The organism is Actinomadura rudentiformis, assembly GCF_008923185.1.
Taxonomy (GTDB): domain Bacteria; phylum Actinomycetota; class Actinomycetes; order Streptosporangiales; family Streptosporangiaceae; genus Spirillospora; species Spirillospora rudentiformis.
The window spans coordinates 52,980-67,111 of record NZ_WBMT01000007.1 but is presented as its reverse complement, the minus strand read 5'-3'; the positions used below and the strand labels follow the sequence as shown (position 1 = coordinate 67,111).

Here is a 14,132-nt window from a genome sequence, read left to right as displayed (position 1 = left end):
CGTCACAAACACCTCGTTGGGGAGGCGCCGAGAGCGACGTGGCCTCTCGATCTCGACCGCGAGGGCGGAGAGATGGCGATCATGACCGGACGGCGGGGGCTCGACGGACAGCGGTTCGAGCAGCGGGTGCGTGCGGTGCCTGCTGCGGTCGGCCTGCTGCGTGACCTCACCGAGTTTCATCTGTCGATGTGGGGGATGGCGGCGCACACCCCCGATCTCGTGCTGATCGTCAGCGAGCTGGCGACCAACGCGGTGAACGCGGCCCCGGGCGCGCAGATCGATCTGCGGCTCTGGGCCGAGGAGGAGGGGGTGGTCGGCATCGAAGTGGAGGATCCGTCCTCGGACCTGCCGGCACCCCGGGCCGCGGATCCCGAGGAGATCGGCGGCCGGGGACTGGAGATCGTGGACCTGCTCGCCGAGGAGTGGGGGACCCGGCAGATGCCCATGGGCGGCAAGGTCGTCTGGGTCCGCTACCGGGCCGTAAGGGACGGCTGACCGAGCCTCGCCGCGTCGGCGGCGTCGAGCGTCACCCCGAAGACCTCGTCGAGCAGCTTGGGGATCTCCGATTCCTCGACCTCGCGCGTCTGCGTGGAGCCGTCCGGCCGGGTGGTCGTCCAAGTGGTCCCGTCCAGCACGTGGTGGACCTCCGGGCCGAACCGCTGGGCGAACGGCCGGGTGGTGAACGGTGAGCGCGGGCTCGTGGAGACGTAGTGGTTGCCCACCGCGTAGTCCAACGAGTACTGCGGATTGAGTGTGAAGGTGTGGCGGTCGACCCAGCCCTCCCCGCCGTACTGGTGGAGCACCCACAGGTCGGTGTCCAGCGCGCCGGTCCTGCGTTCCAGCCGGAAGCGCCAGCCGTCCTGCACCGCCTCGGCGCCGTCCGCGAACTCGATCGGCTCCAGCGGGCCCCTGCCGAAGCCGACGTCGCACAACCACACCCGGTCGTCGCCGGCCGTCGTCACTCGCAGGACCGCGTGGGTCGCGGGCCGTATCTCGTCCGCGCCCAAGGTCACGCGTGCCGACAGGGCGGTCACCCCGAAACCGAGCCGTTCCAGCGCGGCGGCGAACAAGATCGTGTGCTCGTAGCAGTAACCGCCGCGCTGGCGCCTGACCAGCTTGTCCTGGAGGTTCTCCAGGTCCAGCAGGATCGGGCGGCCCAGCATGATCTCCAGGTTCTCGAACGGGATCGACGTTGTGTGCCCGCGCTGCAGGGCCCGCAGCGTCTCCAGCGTTGGCGCCCGTTCACCGTCGAACCCGATCCGGGAGAGATACGCGTCGATGTCGAGTTCGCCGCCGTCCCATCCATAGCCGCTGTCCGACATGGGCGCAGTCTCCATTTCTTCCCATCCGATCAATCTCTTTGTCCGAGCAACTCCGCATTGCCGCCGGAGATTCCGGGTGGTCAGCGTTCGTACGAGAGGAGGGCCATACCGCCGTCGAGCGTACGCGTGCCGGTGAGCCGGAACGAAAGCGGCGAGAAGCCCGTGCCGAACATCGGGATGCCGGCACCTGCGACGACCGGGTAGATCTTGACCACCAGCTCGTCGATCTCGGGAAGCAGCGATCCGGCGAGCCGCGCGCCGCCGAGCAGGAAGATGTCCCTGCCCTTCTCGGTGCCCTCCTCGGCTTTCAACGCCCGGACCTTGCCGGTGACGTCGCCGGAGATGATGGTCACGGCCGGGTCGGGACTCGGGGTGAGCGTCTCCGAGACCACGTACTGGCGCAGGTGCGGGTACGGGCTGGTCAGCCCGGCCTCGATCGCCGGGGCGTACGTGGCGCGGCCCTGGATGACGGTGCCGAAGCGCCGGTTCGCGGCGTCGGCGATCCCGAGCTGCTCGCGGACCTGGACGGGCAGCGTCTCCGGGTACTCCGAGCTCAGGAACGTCACGACGTCGTCGGTGAGCGGGAAGAAGGCCAGGTCGCCGTCCGGGGCGGCGATGAAGCCGTCGATGGTCGTTCCGATGAAGTAGACGAGCTTTCGCATGAAGGCTTCCTCACTTCTTGGTGTAGGTCAGAACGGCCGCGCCGTTGCTGAACATGCGCGTGCCGGTCAGGTCGAAATGGCCGACCTTGAGCTCTTTGGTGGCGAAGACCGGGATGCCCGCGCCGATGACGACCGGGTAGAGCTTGATGATGAGCTCGTCGATCTCCGGGAGCAGGGAGCCGGCGAGCCTCCCGCCGCCGGACAACCAGATGCCGAGCCCGCCTTCCTCGTTCTTCAGCCGCCGCACCGCCCCGATCGGGTCGCTCGGGACCAGCGTGACCCCGGGCTCGTCGATCTCCGTGATGCTGCCGGAGAACACGTACTGCCGCAGGTGCCGCCAGGGGCTGATGATCCCGTCCTCCAGGCCCATGCGGTAGGTCCCGGCGCCCATCAGCACCGTGTCGAAGCGCCTGTTCGCCGCGTCCGCCAAGCCCGCGGGTGCCCGGAAGGCGGTCGGGACGGTCTCGGGCATGCCCTCGTTCAGGTACTCCATCATGTCGGCCGACCAGGGGAAGAACTCGGACTTCCCGTCCGGGCCGCCGATGAAGCCGTCGATCGTGCTCGCCACGTAGTAGGTCAGGCTTCGCATCTGGCTACTCCATTCGAAGTGCTTCGGATGTAGTGGTCTGAACGTAGTACTGTGCCCGTAGTGGTGTCAACCCTTGATTCACGGAGGACGGAATGCGGCAGAACCTGGAGCGTCGTGCTGCGCTCATCGACGCGGCCATCGAGGTCCTGGCCAGGGAGGGTGCCCGCGGCCTGACGTTCCGGGCCATCGACGCCGAGGCGGGCTGCCCGATCGGTACGGCCTCGAACTACTTCGCCAACCGGGACGACCTGTTCAACCAGGTCGGCGGCCGGATCTACGAGCGCTACCAGCCGGACGAGGCCACGATCACCCGGAACCTGGCGGGACCGCGGACCAGGGAGCGCCTCACCGAGGTCATGCGCACCACCGTGGAGAACGTCGCCGCGTTCCGCTCGGGATACCTCGCCCTCCTGGAACTACGCCTGGAGGCCACTCGCCGGCCCGAGTTGCGCGAGGTCCTCACGCGAACGATCCGGCGCGACGTCCAGGCCAACGTCTCGCATCACCGGGACTCGGGACTGCCGGGCGACGAGACCACGGTCGTCCTGCTGCATCTGGCGCTGAACTGGCTCATCGTGGAGCGGCTCACGCTGCCGGACGTCTTCACGGAGAAGGAGATCGACGCACTGGTGGCCGCGGCCGTCGAGCGCGCCCTGCCGCGCGAGCCGTCACGCGAGCCGGATCCGACGCTTGATCTCCGATGAGTTTTCGAAATGGCCATGGTCTACCTCCACGACACCACGTTCCAACGTTCGGCTCAGCGCAGCCGTGAAGGAGATGACCATGGCCGGCCAGATGATTTTCGTGAACCTCGCCGTGCGGGACCTCGAGCAGGCCAAGGCCTTCTGGAGCAAGCTCGGCTACTCGTTCGACCCGATGTTCACCGACGAGAACGCGGCCTGCCTGGTGCTCGCCGAGGGACACAACTACGCCATGCTGCTCACCGAGCAGTTCTTCGCCGGGTTCCTGCCCAAGGGGAAGGCGACCGCCGACGCCGCGACGACCACCGAGACCATGATTGGGCTGTCCGCGGACAGCCGTGAGGAGGTCGACCGGCTCGTCGACACGGCGCTGGCGTCGGGTGGCTCGCCCGCCAGCGACACCATGGACATGGGACCGATGTACGGCCGCAGCTTCCAGGACCCCGACGGCCACCACTGGGAGGTCATGTACATGGACCGGGCCGCCATGGAGCAGGCGGGCCAGGAGCAGGCAGGTCAGGAGCAGGCGGGCCAGTAGGCGTGGCCCATGCGAAAGGCCCGTGGCCGCCGCTGGGACGATCACGGGCCTTTGTCGTGCTCGGTTCTGTGGTGCTTGATGCGGTGGTGGCTCGCTGCTTTGTGGCTCCGGGTCAGCGCACGTAGACGCGGAAGCCGACCGGGATGATCTTGAACATCAGGTCGGCGGTGTGCTTCATCGGCAGGCGCGCGCAGCCGTGCGAGGCCGGGTAGAGCGGCACGCTCGGCGAGCCGTGCAGCGCGTAGCCCCGGTAGAAGTAGATCGGCTTGTAGAGGTCGCCGAGCTTGGCGTGCCGCCAGCCGTTGATCTTGCGGGTGACCTTGAAGTTGCCGACCGGCGTGCGCGCGACGTCGCACTCGCCCTTGTAGCAGTAACGCTTGTTGTTGCCGGTCGAGGTGTGCGTGATCAGGTAGACCTTGTTGTTCTTGTAGACCACGACGAGCTGGCGCTTCTTGGAGATCTCCACGCGGCTGGCGGCCGGCTTCTTGACGATCCGCACGGGCGACTTGGGCTTCGCCAGCGCCGCCCAGGTGCCCTTGCCGACGGTGCCCTTGCTGCCGGGCTTGAGACCGTTCACCTTCTGGAACGCCCACACGGCGTAGAGCGTGTCCTTGCCGTACTTCCCGTTGATCGAGCCCGGGTCGTAGCGAAGCGCCCGCAGGCGCTTCTGCAGGTAGGTGACGTACTTGCCCTTGGAGCCGTAGTAGAGCGTGGGCGGCGCAGCGGCTCTCGCCGCCGTCGTGGCCGCGGTGCTCGGAGCGCTCGCCGAGGGTGCGGCGGCCTCGGCCGGTGAGGAGATGAGCGGTGCCACCACGGCCCCGGCGACCAACGCAAGTCCGGCGATCTTCAGGCGCATGCCTACCGGCCCCCTGTCCTTGGAATTGTCAATTGACCCAAGGGCACCTTAGATCACGCAAGTAGCGCTTGGGGCCACCGTGACCTATTCGCCGCCGTTCCAGCGCCGTTCCAGCGCGCTCCAGTGCCGTTCCAGTGCCGTTCCGGCGTCGTTTCAGCGAACGCCGCGGGGGCGGAACTGCACGCTGATCCTTGGCCCGGCGGCCTTGGTGCTTTTGGGAATCGCGTGCTCCCACGTGCGCTGGCAACTGCCGCCCATCACCAGCAGGTCGCCCGGGCCCATGCCGTAGCGCCGTGCCGCGCCGCCGCCGCGCGGTCGAAGCAACAACGAACGAGGCGCGCCGAACGAGATGATCGCGACCATGGTGTCCTCGGCCCGGCCTCGCCCGGTCCGGTCGCCGTGCCAGGCGACACTGTCGTGCTCGTCGCGGTAGAGGCAGAGCCCCGCCGTCCGGAACGGCTCGCCGAGCTCGTCCGCGTAGTGGGCGCTGAGGGCGTCCTTGGCCTCGTCGAGCACCGGATCGGGGAGCGGGGCGTCCTCGTCGTAGAAGCTCAGCAGCCGGGGGACGTCGACCACCCGGTCGTACATCCGCCGCTGCTCGGCACGCCAGGGCACCTCCGTCAGCAGCCGCTCGAACAGGGCGTCCGAGCCGGAGATCCAGCCGGGCCGCACGTCGATCCAGGCCCCATGCTCAAGATGCGTCCGCCGCACCGACTCCCCGAGCGCGCCGACGACCGTCTCCTCGGTGCAGTCGAGCAGAAGGCCCTGGATGGCTCCGTTCATACCGCCCAATATATCCGAGCCGGTCAAACATACGTTCGAATGATCATGGCGTGCGCCCAGCTCAACGCAGCCTTACCTGGATCCGCTGGTTGTCAGGCGGCGGGTAGCTGGAGACCACCGGCGGCACCCGGAGATCGGGATCGTCGTACGCGGCCTGGATCCGGTCGAGCGTCACGGCGGGGTCGTTGACGAGCGCGGCGAGCCTGTCCATCCGCTCGAACGTGGCCTCATCCGGCGCGTCGGTCGTGTCGATCATGCCCCAGCCGTCCCACAGGAGCATCTCGACCTTGTTGAGCGCGGCGAGGTCGAAGACGAGGTTGTGGACCAGATACGGCCACGACTTCAGGAACGGCAGGTCGAACCCGGGACCGACCGAGACGCGCTCCGGATCGATCTTGCCCGCCCGGCACAACTCCCACGCCTCCGACCCGGCCAGGAAACGATCCCGGGGAACGTCCGTCAGGTCGAGGGGAGTGTCCTCGCCGGGCGGCGTGTAGCCGTCCGGGAACTCCGGCTCGACCAGCCGCCAGCGTCCCTCCACGGCGTCCCACACCTCGGGGATCATGTGGTCGATGAACAGGCCCGGAACGAGGTAGCCGGCGAAACCGACCCTGCCGCGGGCAGGGATGCCGTGGTGGCGGGCGAGCGTGAGGAACAGCACGGTGTTGTCCCGGCAACACCCCACCAGCTGCTCGGTCGGGACCCGGTCGGCGGGCGGCGGGGCCGAATTGAGCTCACGTGCGCGGCGCAGCATCACGTCGGCGTACCGCAGATTGATCTCCGCCCGGCGTTCGGGGGCGAAGCCGTGCTCGGTGATGTCGCCGTGCGCCCAGTAGTGGAAGACCAATTGCGCAGCGGCCCGGCGCACACCCTCCAGATCACCTGGGACGCCGTCGATCCATGCCCCCAGCTCGCCCGGATCGGTGAATGTGCTCTGCGACGAATAGAAATCGATCACGACGTTCTCCCCTTGACGACGGTGGCGACGACTCGGGGATCGTGACATTTTTTGGGCGTTTTATTCAACCTGAATAAAATTGCTGACTTAATGGCTTTGTGGGCGGCTGATTCCGGACAGGTCGCCGTGGGTGACGCTGTTGCGGTCGGTCACGCGGTTACCGAGCGACAGCTGCGGCCACAAGCCGGACAGTTCCTGCCTGCTGCGTTCACTCCATGCCCGTGCGAGGTCGCCGCGCGTCTTGTAGAAGTTCAGGGCGTAGCCGCCGGTGTGGACGCGCAGCAAGGTGAAGCCGCCCGGGTACTCCTTGACCGCGGCGACCTCCTGCTGCACGACCCGGGGCGCGAGCGGGAAGACCGAGCGCTGGTTGCGGTGCGTGTGCCCGGCGTGGTGCAGGAAGACGCCGGGCGCGCGGTCGTAGGCGCGCAGGATCGAGATCGCCTGACCGGCCTCGATCGACTGTCCGCCGGTGATGGCCAGCGGCGCGTTCTCCACGAAGAGCGGGTGGTGCCCGAACACGATCGTGGGCTGGTCGGGGTTGTCCTTCAACCTGCTCTCGAGCCAGGCGTACTGCTCTTTGCCCAGGCCACCCGAGTCCCCGCCGTTGCCCGGCTTGTCGTACGTGTCGAGCCCGATGACGCGGAGGCCGTGCAGGTCATTCGTGAAGTACGTCGGTCCTTCGACGAAGAAGCCGTCGCGGAAACAGTCGCGGCCCTGCCATTGCCCGGGACTGCACGAGGCGTGGGCGGCACCTTCGTGGGCCCGGTCGTGGTTGCCCCGGGCGACAAGGTAGTCCCGGCCGTACGACCCGAAGCCGTCGAGCAGGGTCCTGGCACGCCCGACATCGACCGGCACCGCCTCGCTCGTGACGTCACCGGCGGCCAGCAGGTAGCTCGCTCCGCGCCGCCGTGCGTCCTCGACCAGCGCCTTGGCCATGATCTCCGGGTACGGCGGGTGGCCGGGGACCTGCTCGATTCCCTTGATCCAGGGCAGCTGGCCCACGAGGCCCGCCACCGTCTCACCGACGTGGAGATCGTTGCAGAGTGCCACTGAGAAGAGGAACGAGCCGGGCGGCGGTTGCGGAGTCGTGAAACTGAAGACGCCGTACGCGTGGGGCGTGCCTGCCGCCTGCCCGAAGGCCAGCGGCGTGGCGCTCGCGGCCTTGCCTTGGGAACGGGCCCGGTAGTAATAGGTGCGGCCCGGCTCCAGCCCGGTAATCTCCACATAGTGGTACGGCGTATTCGCAGGTCCGGTGGCTCGTTGCGTGAGCCGGCCCGGGTGTGTCCCGTACTCCACCTCGCTGTCGGCAGGGGCGGGCTTCATCCGCCCCAAGCCGTCGTCGGTGCCCGGAACTCCGGTGTACCAGGTCAGGATCGCGCTGGTCTCGGTGAGCGTGACGAGTTCCAGGTCGACGGCCCGTGCCATCCCGGACCGTGCCGCCCCGGACCGCGCCGCCGCCGCGTACACCCGCTCAGGATCGGTCACCGGCAGGAGAGAGGCGCCCGCCACCACCACGCTCCAGCGCAACAACTCCCGCCGGCTGGGCCTGCAACAGATCATGTGCGCAGCGTCCCAGCGGTTCCGGCACCCAGCCAGGCCCAAATGTGAACGCTGCTCAAATTCTGGATGAGATGGTGATCAGGCGGGCGGGACGGGTCAGGACGGCGGCTGCCAGTTGAGGACGGGTGTCAGGGCGCGGAACATGGAGCTCGCCGGGATGATCCGGAGGGCGGTCTCGCGCAGCCTCACCGCCGGACCCCAGGTCCATTGGGCGACCACGCCGATGCGGTGCGAGCGCTTGGCGATCATCTGGGTGCGCGGGCGGCGGTTCGCGTCGTACGCGGCGAGCGCGGACTCGATGGTGGCGTTCCGGTCGAGGAACGCGGCGAGGGTGACGGCGTCTTCGAGAGCCTGGTTGGCGCCCTGCCCCATGTTGGGGGTCATCGCGTGCGCGGCGTCGCCGAGCAGGGCGACGCGGCCGGAGACGAAGGTCGCGAGCGGCGGCAGTTCGTAGATGTCGTGCCGCATGACGGCGTCCTCGGTCGCGGCTTCCATGAGTGCCGGGATCGGCTCATGCCAGGTCGCGAAGGTGCGGCGTAGCTCGGCCAGCTCGCTGCCGGGGCTGTGCCGTCCCGTCGGCGCGTTCGCCACTCCGAACAGGTAGACCCGGCCGTCCGGCAGGGGCGCGAATCCCACCCGCAGGCCCCGGCCCCAGGTCTCGCCGCCCGCGTCGATCTTCTGGTCCGGGTCGACGACAAGCCGCCAAGCGGTGTAACCGGCGTAGACGGGCTCGGGCGCGTCGGGCCAGACCGCATGCCGGACCCGGCTGTTGATGCCGTCGGCGCCGACGAGCAGATCGGCCCGCGCGACGCCGTCGCCGTGCACGACCTCGACCTGCGCGCCGTCCACCCGGACGTCCTCCACCTCGGTGTCCACATGCAGGGCGCCGGTGGGCACCGCGTCGCGGAGGATCTCCAGCAGGTCGGCGCGGTGCGTCATCACCAGCGGGCCGAAGCGGCGGTCGAGCTCCTCGACGTCGGTGCGTGACAGCCATCGGCCCGCGGTGTCGCGGATGCCGCCCTGGGTCTCGACGAGCGCCCGCGCCCGGACCTGCTCGCCGAGGCCGAGCGCGTCCAGGGCTCGCACGCCGTTGGGCCAGAGGGACAGCCCGGCGCCGACCTCGCCGAACGCGGGTGCCTTCTCCAGGACGTCGACCTGCCAGCCCCGGTTGATCAGGGCGATCGCGGCGGCCAGCCCGCCGATCCCGCCGCCGGCCACGATCGCGGTGCGCTGCCGCCCACCGCCCCGCCGCTCGCTCTTCGGCTGCGCGTCGCTCATCTTCGAGCCCTCTCTACATCTGTAGTAGATATCCGTACTCTACAGTTGTAGAGCCGCGATTCAAGGGAGGACGTGAGGGTGTGACCGAGGCCATGTCCAGGCGCCGGCAGCTGGCCGACGCGGCGATCACGACGCTGGCCGAGGCGGGCATGCGCGGGCTGACCCACCGGGCGGTCGACCGGGCGGCGGGTCTGCCCGAGGGCTCCTGCTCGTACTACTTCAGGACCCGCCAGGCGCTGCTGCGGGCGGCGATCGACCGGCTCGTCGAGGTGGATCTCGCCGATCTCGCCGACCGGCCCGCGCTCTCCGGCAAGGCGGATCTCGCCGATGTCGCGGAGGCGGCGGCCGGGCTGTTCGAATTCTGGACGACCAAGGGGCGCGTCCGGATGCTCGCCCGCTACGAGCTGGCGCTGGAGGCGACCCGCAGGCCGGAGCTCCGGGCGGTCTTCGTGGAGGCAGGCTCGCGACCGCGCCTGCTCGCCGAGCACATGCTCGCCGCCATCGGTGCGCCCGACCCGGCCCGGCAGGCGCCGGTGCTGGTCGCCTGCCTCGACGGCCTCCTCTTCGACCATCTCGCGGGTGCCGGTGCCCTCGACCTCACCGCCGCCGAACTCCGCGCCGCGCTGCTCGACGTCCTCCGCTCGTTCAGTCTCCACCCGTCCGGTGGCAACTCGTCCGGTGGCCACTCCTCCGGTGCCCGCTCGTCCGGTGGCCGGGCGGCTCTTTAGGCTGCTTTTAGGCCTCGCCTCGTTAGGTGCATGACGGGATCAGTGCATCAGAGGTGCTTCTATGGAAGTACGTCTCAGACCGGTGCATTTCGGGAACCTCGACGTACGGTGGCAAAGGTGAGCGTGGTTCGCGGTGAGGCGCGGCGCCGGTGGCTTCTGGTCACGGCGCTGGTGGCCGCGCTGTGCTCGATCCCGTTCGCGATCGCCGCGTTCCCCGTCGCCGGGGCGGACGTCGATCCGCAGCGGCTGCGCGGGCTGATCCTCGGCTCGGCCGAGCGGCCCTACCAGGGCCTCGCGGAGAGCACCGGCTCGCTGGGCATCCCTGACTTGCCGGGCCTGGACGACGCGACGGGGCTGCTCGGCGGCACCTCTCGCATGCGGGTCTGGTACGACGCGCCGGAGAACTGGCGCGTCGCCCTCGTCACCGCCACCGGCGAACGAGACTTCCTGCGATCGAAGACCGGCCTGGCGATCTGGGACTACGAGAGCGAGCAGCTGACCAAGATCCAGGGGGCGCAGACGGTCCGGCTGCCGAACGCCGCCGATCTCATGCCGCCCGATCTCGGCCGCAGGCTGCTGCGCCTGAGCACCCCGGCCGACCGCCTGACCGGCCTGGACACGCGCCGCATCGCGGGCCGTTCGGCCGCCGGGCTGCGCGTGACGCCCGCCGATTCCGCGACCACGATCGGCTCGGTGGACATCTGGGCCGACCCAGAGACGGGGGTTCCGCTTGAGGTACGGATCGTTCCGCGCGGGGGGAGCCGGGCGGTGCTGACCACCCGGCTCCTCGACGTGCGCTTCGCGCGCCCCGCCGCGTCCGCCGTGGCGCCGCGGTTCGCGCCCGGGGTGCGGACGTCGGAGGTCGACACCTTCGACCTGCTCGCGCGGCTGGCCTCGCGGACGACGGAGCGCATGCCGGCTTCGCTGGCCGGCCGTCCCGCGCTGGACTCCACGCCGTCCATCGCCAGCGTCCGGGCCTACTCGGGCGGCTACTCGTCGTTCGTCGTGGCGCCGCTGCCCGGCCGCTACGGGCGGCGGGTCTTCGAGGCGGCGCGCACGGCCGGCGCGGGCTCGCTCGCGGTGTCGCGAGGCGAGGCGCTCGCGCTGCAGACCTCGGTCCTGACCGCCGTCCTGGTCCGCGAAGAGGCGATCGGCCGGACGTTCCTGCTGGCGGGGCCGGTACGGCCGGACCTGCTGCGCACCGCCGCCAACGAGCTGATCTCATGATCGTCACACGGGCGCTGACCAAGCGGTTCGGCCGCATCACCGCCGTGCACGAGGTCGATCTGAACGTGCGGGAGGGCGACCGCTACGGGCTGCTCGGGCCGAACGGCTCGGGCAAGACGACGCTCGTGCGGATGATCCTCGGCCTGGTGTACGCGACGTCCGGGGAGATCGAGGTGATGGGGCAGCCCATCCCGCGCCGCACCAACGAGGTGCTCCGCGAGGTCGGCGCGCTGGTGGAGGGCCCCGGCGCGTACGCGCATCTCTCCGGCCGGGCCAACCTCACCTTCCTCGACGCCTCCGGTCCCGGGGGCGGCGGGTCGCGCAAGGCCCGGCGGCTCCGGGTCGAGGAGGCGCTGACCCGGGCCGGGCTCTCCGGCGTCGATGACCGGCCGGTCAAGACGTACTCGCTCGGGATGCGGCAACGCCTCGGGCTCGCCGCCGCGCTCCTCCACCAGCCTCGGCTGCTCGTGCTGGACGAGCCCACCAACGGCCTCGACCCTCAGGGCATCCGCGAAATACGCGACCTGCTGGAGGAGCTCAACGCCAACGGCACGACGATCTTCCTGTGCAGCCATCTCCTCAGTGAGGTCGAGCAGCTGTGCACCCGCGTCGGGGTCATGGACCGCGGCCATCTGGTGCTCGAAGAGGAGATGAGCCAGGTGCGGTCGCCGACCGGCCGGGTCGTCGTCCACACCCCGGACGCGGACCGGGCGGTGGCGCTGCTCGACGGCGGGGTGGAGCACCGGGACGGCGCCCGGCTGCTGGTCCGGACGGCCGACGCCGCCGAGCTCAACGCCCGCCTCGTCCGCGAGGGCCTGCGGATCGACGAGATCCACGTCCAGCGCAGATCACTCGAAGACGTGGTGCTGGAGGCCACCGGCCCCGGCTCCGACCGGCTGGACGCCGAACCCGCCGAACCCGCCGAACTGGACGGGCCCGGCGTGCACGTGGACGGCGTACGCAAGGTCGAGACCCGCCCGAGCGCGAGCACGGGCACGGGCACGGGAACGAGCCTCAGCCCGGGCTCGGAACCGGACGCCTGGCAGGGCACGTCGCGGGAGTTCCTTGAATGATCGTCACCGAACTGGCCAAGCTCGTGCGCCGCCCGCGTACCTGGGTGTCGCTGGCCCTGCTGTGCGGCCTGCCGGCCATCGTCGCGATCTTCCTGGGCGTCACCGAGGTCGCGCCGCCGCCGGGGGAGGGGCCGACCTTCCTGTCCGCCGTCCTGTCGAACGGCTCGCTCTATCCGGCGGCCGCGCTCGCCATGGTGCTGCCGCTGTTCCTGCCGGTGTCGGTCGCTGTGGTCGGCGGTGACTCCATCGCGGGTGAAGCGGGCTCCGGCATGCTGCGCTACCTGCTGCTGCGGCCGGTGGGGCGTACCCGGCTCCTGGTGGCCAAGCTCATCGCGCTCACCGCGTACGTGATGCTCGCGGTCGTGGCCGTCGCCGCCACCTCGTACGCCATCGGCGTCGCGATCTTCGGCACCGAGCCGGCGTCGGCGCTCGCCGGATCCGAGCTGATCACCTCGGTCTCGGGGACGGGCCTCTCGGACGTCCAGGTGGCCCTCCGCATCACCTACACCGTGCTCTACATCGGGTTCTCCATGCTCGGTGTCGGTGCGCTGGCCCTGTTCCTCTCCACGTTCACCGACTCGCCCCTGGCGGCCGCATTGGGCGCGCTCGCGGCCCTCGTCACCAGCCAGGTCCTCGTGACCCTGGACGCGGCGGCGTCCGTTCAGCCCTATCTCCTGACTCGCTACTGGCTGGCCTGGGTCGACTTCTTCCGCGACCCGATCCTGTGGCGGGACATCGAACGTGGCCTGGCGCTGCAGGCGGTCTATGTGGGCGTCCTGCTGGCGGCTTCCTGGGCCAACTTCGCCACCCGCGACGTCACGAGTTGAGTGGGCCGCAGCTCTTCGGGGCCTCGAACGGGCCGGTGCCGAGCGCGCGCAGCACGATCCCGACGACCTGAGGATCCGACGGCAGCTGGCTGTGGTCGGTTCGCGCACTGGGGCAGATGGACTGGAGCTCAACGTTGACGGCGTCACCGTTCAGGCGTGATGACGTAGGGGGTGTCACGGTCTCGTCCCGTGTCGTCCAAACGGACATGAGCGCGGGCCGTTCAGGCGCATCGTCGCCGAGCCTGCGCAGCAACGAGCTTCCCGGCACGAGCTGCTGGCAGGCCGCCGGGCACGCGACGCCCAATGCGGACCCAGCCGTGGCGAGCTCGGCCCCGTGGTGTGGCGAACCCAGCGTGACCATGCGGCGGGCCTTCCCTGCACCGCCGTGCTCCTGGGCCCAGAGCCGCGCCACGACCCCGCCCGCAGAGTGGCCCACGAGATCGACGGACGGAGCGCCTCCGCGCAGCGCGTCGGCCACGTAACGATCGACCGTCCGAGCCTGCTCCCGCAGATCGCCGCGTCCATCCCCGGGCAGCTGAACGAGCTCGGCCTGGCGCCCCTCCTGGCGCAGCCGTTCGGCGAGGATCCGCATGCCGCCCACACCGCCGCCATAGCCGGGGATGAGCAGCACAGGGCCCGGCCGGTCCTGTGCGACCTCGCGGTCGTCGGCTCCGGGCAGCACGGCCCGGACGCCCATGACGACCGCGACCGCGAGGACCGCGAGCACCACCCCGCCCACGAGCACGCGTCGCCGGGGACTGAGCGCAGTCCATGAACCCATCAGACGTTCACGCTGCTCATCCACTCTGCTCATCCACGCTGCTCATCGGACGTATCTGCTCATCGGACGTTCCCGGTGTTCTGCACCACGTATACCGGTCTACCCGATGATCGCTGATCTGATCAGGGGTGCCCGAGGGGCCGGTGGCCGGCGAGGCGGCCGCCCCGGTGAAAGTGGTATTGACCAGTTTGGGAATGGCTGCGTACCCTCGCAGTCGTCGGCACCTGCCCCGCGAAGAGGTATTAACCA

The 14,132-nt window shown here is 69.9% G+C and carries 16 protein-coding genes; 7 read left to right on the top strand and 9 right to left on the bottom strand.

Annotation, left to right across the window (positions count from 1 at the left end; translation table 11 throughout):
• Nucleotides 1–81: 81 nt before the first annotated feature.
• Nucleotides 82–495 (top strand): ATP-binding protein, encoded by a 414-nt coding sequence (locus tag F8566_RS15995; RefSeq protein WP_225993227.1) that lies wholly within the window; start codon nucleotides 82–84, stop codon nucleotides 493–495.
• Here the strand turns inward: F8566_RS15995 and F8566_RS15990 are convergent.
• The 3 genes from F8566_RS15990 to F8566_RS15980 all read right to left on the bottom strand — a co-directional run bounded on the left by F8566_RS15990 (nucleotide 471) and on the right by F8566_RS15980 (nucleotide 2,573).
• Nucleotides 471–1,337, bottom strand: coding sequence for an arylamine N-acetyltransferase family protein (locus F8566_RS15990; RefSeq protein ID WP_151561039.1), 867 nt, complete (start codon nucleotides 1,335–1,337; stop codon nucleotides 471–473). The genes F8566_RS15995 and F8566_RS15990 overlap by 25 nt on opposite strands.
• A 65-nt stretch (nucleotides 1,338–1,402) precedes the next feature.
• Nucleotides 1,403–1,984, bottom strand: a complete 582-nt coding sequence (locus F8566_RS15985) for a dihydrofolate reductase family protein (RefSeq protein WP_151561038.1) — start codon at nucleotides 1,982–1,984, stop codon at nucleotides 1,403–1,405.
• 10 nt (nucleotides 1,985–1,994) lie between these two features.
• A complete protein-coding gene (locus F8566_RS15980; protein WP_151561037.1) occupies nucleotides 1,995–2,573 on the bottom strand; it encodes a dihydrofolate reductase family protein in 579 nt (192 codons plus the stop codon).
• A 92-nt stretch (nucleotides 2,574–2,665) separates the two neighbouring features.
• Between F8566_RS15980 and F8566_RS15975 the strand changes: the two genes are divergently transcribed.
• Together F8566_RS15975 and F8566_RS15970 are read left to right on the top strand one after the other, a co-directional pair.
• Nucleotides 2,666–3,277 carry a TetR/AcrR family transcriptional regulator gene (locus tag F8566_RS15975; protein WP_151561036.1) on the top strand — a complete coding sequence of 204 codons (612 nt, stop codon included), beginning with the start codon at nucleotides 2,666–2,668 and terminating at the stop codon, nucleotides 3,275–3,277.
• 79 nt (nucleotides 3,278–3,356) lie between these two features.
• On the top strand, nucleotides 3,357–3,812 hold the full coding sequence (locus F8566_RS15970) for a VOC family protein (RefSeq protein ID WP_151561035.1): 456 nt from the start codon (nucleotides 3,357–3,359) through the stop codon (nucleotides 3,810–3,812).
• Between the two features lie 112 nt (nucleotides 3,813–3,924).
• On the opposite strand, the gene F8566_RS15965 is transcribed toward F8566_RS15970, so the two are convergent.
• The 5 genes from F8566_RS15965 to F8566_RS15945 all read right to left on the bottom strand — a co-directional run bounded on the left by F8566_RS15965 (nucleotide 3,925) and on the right by F8566_RS15945 (nucleotide 9,247).
• Complete coding sequence (locus F8566_RS15965) at nucleotides 3,925–4,668, bottom strand: L,D-transpeptidase family protein (RefSeq protein WP_151561034.1); 744 nt, start codon at nucleotides 4,666–4,668, stop codon at nucleotides 3,925–3,927.
• A gap of 153 nt (nucleotides 4,669–4,821) precedes the next feature.
• Nucleotides 4,822–5,451: an alpha-ketoglutarate-dependent dioxygenase AlkB gene (locus tag F8566_RS15960; protein WP_151561033.1), complete on the bottom strand. Its 630-nt coding sequence runs from the start codon at nucleotides 5,449–5,451 to the stop codon at nucleotides 4,822–4,824.
• 61 nt (nucleotides 5,452–5,512) lie between these two features.
• Nucleotides 5,513–6,409: a transglutaminase domain-containing protein gene (locus tag F8566_RS15955; RefSeq protein WP_151561032.1), complete on the bottom strand. Its 897-nt coding sequence runs from the start codon at nucleotides 6,407–6,409 to the stop codon at nucleotides 5,513–5,515.
• A gap of 87 nt (nucleotides 6,410–6,496) precedes the next feature.
• Nucleotides 6,497–7,969, bottom strand: coding sequence for a purple acid phosphatase family protein (locus F8566_RS15950; protein ID WP_151561031.1), 1,473 nt, complete (start codon nucleotides 7,967–7,969; stop codon nucleotides 6,497–6,499).
• A gap of 96 nt (nucleotides 7,970–8,065) precedes the next feature.
• Nucleotides 8,066–9,247: an FAD-dependent monooxygenase gene (locus tag F8566_RS15945; protein ID WP_151561030.1), complete on the bottom strand. Its 1,182-nt coding sequence runs from the start codon at nucleotides 9,245–9,247 to the stop codon at nucleotides 8,066–8,068.
• A gap of 80 nt (nucleotides 9,248–9,327) precedes the next feature.
• Between F8566_RS15945 and F8566_RS15940 the strand changes: the two genes are divergently transcribed.
• From F8566_RS15940 to F8566_RS15925, 4 genes are all read left to right on the top strand, one after another.
• On the top strand, nucleotides 9,328–9,975 hold the full coding sequence (locus F8566_RS15940) for a TetR/AcrR family transcriptional regulator (protein WP_225993226.1): 648 nt from the start codon (nucleotides 9,328–9,330) through the stop codon (nucleotides 9,973–9,975).
• Between the two features lie 117 nt (nucleotides 9,976–10,092).
• Nucleotides 10,093–11,202 carry a hypothetical protein gene (locus tag F8566_RS15935; RefSeq protein ID WP_151561028.1) on the top strand — a complete coding sequence of 370 codons (1,110 nt, stop codon included), beginning with the start codon at nucleotides 10,093–10,095 and terminating at the stop codon, nucleotides 11,200–11,202.
• Nucleotides 11,199–12,275 (top strand): ABC transporter ATP-binding protein, encoded by a 1,077-nt coding sequence (locus F8566_RS15930; RefSeq protein ID WP_151561027.1) that lies wholly within the window; start codon nucleotides 11,199–11,201, stop codon nucleotides 12,273–12,275. The genes F8566_RS15935 and F8566_RS15930 overlap by 4 nt, the downstream gene beginning before the upstream one ends.
• Nucleotides 12,272–13,102 carry an ABC transporter permease gene (locus F8566_RS15925; RefSeq protein WP_151561026.1) on the top strand — a complete coding sequence of 277 codons (831 nt, stop codon included), beginning with the start codon at nucleotides 12,272–12,274 and terminating at the stop codon, nucleotides 13,100–13,102. The genes F8566_RS15930 and F8566_RS15925 overlap by 4 nt, the downstream gene beginning before the upstream one ends.
• Here the strand turns inward: F8566_RS15925 and F8566_RS15920 are convergent.
• Nucleotides 13,092–13,916 (bottom strand): alpha/beta fold hydrolase, encoded by an 825-nt coding sequence (locus F8566_RS15920; RefSeq protein WP_225993225.1) that lies wholly within the window; start codon nucleotides 13,914–13,916, stop codon nucleotides 13,092–13,094. The two genes, F8566_RS15925 and F8566_RS15920, sit on opposite strands and share 11 nt — an antisense overlap.
• Between the last annotated feature and the right edge of the window lie 216 nt (nucleotides 13,917–14,132).